Annotated in this window: 1 protein-coding gene and 1 pseudogene; one reads left to right on the top strand and one right to left on the bottom strand. The window is 71.7% G+C overall.

Translation table 11 applies throughout. The annotated features are described in order from the left end of the window. Positions 1-715 (top strand): annotated as a pseudogene (locus ABZS66_RS61770) (cytochrome b); the annotation flags it as partial. A gap of 84 nt (positions 716-799) precedes the next feature. Here the strand turns inward: ABZS66_RS61770 and ABZS66_RS61765 are convergent. Beyond that, a partial coding sequence (locus tag ABZS66_RS61765; RefSeq protein ID WP_354774310.1) for a hypothetical protein occupies positions 800-1,224 on the bottom strand: 425 nt, incomplete at its 5' end.

Below are 1,224 nucleotides of genomic sequence, written 5' to 3'. Positions count from 1 at the left end.
CGTCATGTTCCTCGACGGCTCGACCCGCCTCTTCCCGGCCTGGGAGATACGGTTCGACCTGTTCGGCTGGGGTGACGGCTATACCATCCCAGCGATCTTCTGGCCGACGGTCGTGCTACCGGGCATCCTGACGATGTTGCCGATCTTCTATCCGTTCATCGAGGCGAGATTCACCAAGGACAAGGCGGTCCACAACCTGCTCCAGCGCCCGCGGGACAACCCGTTCCGCACCGCGCTCGGCGCGATGGCGATCTCCTTCTACGTGGTGCTGCTCATCTCCGGTGGCAACGACGTGGTGGCCGACAAGTTCCACATCAGCCTCAACGCCATGACCTGGGCGGGCCGCATCGGCATCCTCGTGCTGCCACCGCTGGCCTACTACGTGGCGTACCGCATCGCGCTCGGCCTCCAGCAGCACGACCGTGAGGTCCTGGCCCACGGCGTGGAGACCGGCATCATCCGCCGCCTGCCGGACGGCCGCTTCATCGAGGTGCACCAGCCGCTGCCGTCGGGCGACGGCCACGGCGCCGAGGGCGACGGGCACCACGGCCTGGAGTACGGCGGCTGGGTGGTGCCGAAGAAGATGAACCGCATCGGCGCGCTCGCCCCGACGGTGAAGGGCTTCTTCTACCCGATCGAGAAGGCGGCCCCGGCGAAGCGGGCACCGCGCGAGGTGGAGGACGCGGACCGCGAGGAGATCACCTCGGGCCACTGAGCCCGCGGTACTCGACGAACAGCAGCGGCCCCCGGAGCGATCCGGGGGCCGCTGTCGTGTCGCTGTCCGGGCCGCCGAGGCGGGCTACATGGTGAAGTTGGTGGTGGCCACCCGGTTGACGACCGTCAGGCGCTGCGCGAGGTCGCCGCCCGTGACGGCGACGAACCAGCGGTGGCCGTCCGGCTGCCAGGCCTTCAGGTAGAGGGTGCCGTCGTGGTCGGTCATGAGGAGCTGGCCGCCCAGGCTCCAGTACGGCGGGATCTCGACCGGGTTGCCCGGCAGCCCCGCCTGGTCGACCGGGTCGGCCGCCACGACCAGGCGCCACACCGTGCCGGTGGCCGTCGAGAGGTACGCGGCCTGCCGCCCGCCCTCCGGGACCACCGCAAGGGACGGCGGCCGGCGCACCGCACCGGGGATGTCCGCGGTCGCTACCAGCCCCTCCGGGACGCCGGCGACGACCAGCGGCGACGGCACGGCGCCGCCCGGCGAGGGCGCGCCCGGCGTCGCCG

Origin of the sequence: Dactylosporangium sp. NPDC005572, from assembly GCF_040605515.1 — a bacterium.
In the GTDB taxonomy this organism is placed as follows: domain Bacteria; phylum Actinomycetota; class Actinomycetes; order Mycobacteriales; family Micromonosporaceae; genus Dactylosporangium.
This window is presented reverse-complemented; position numbering and strand designations above follow the sequence as displayed.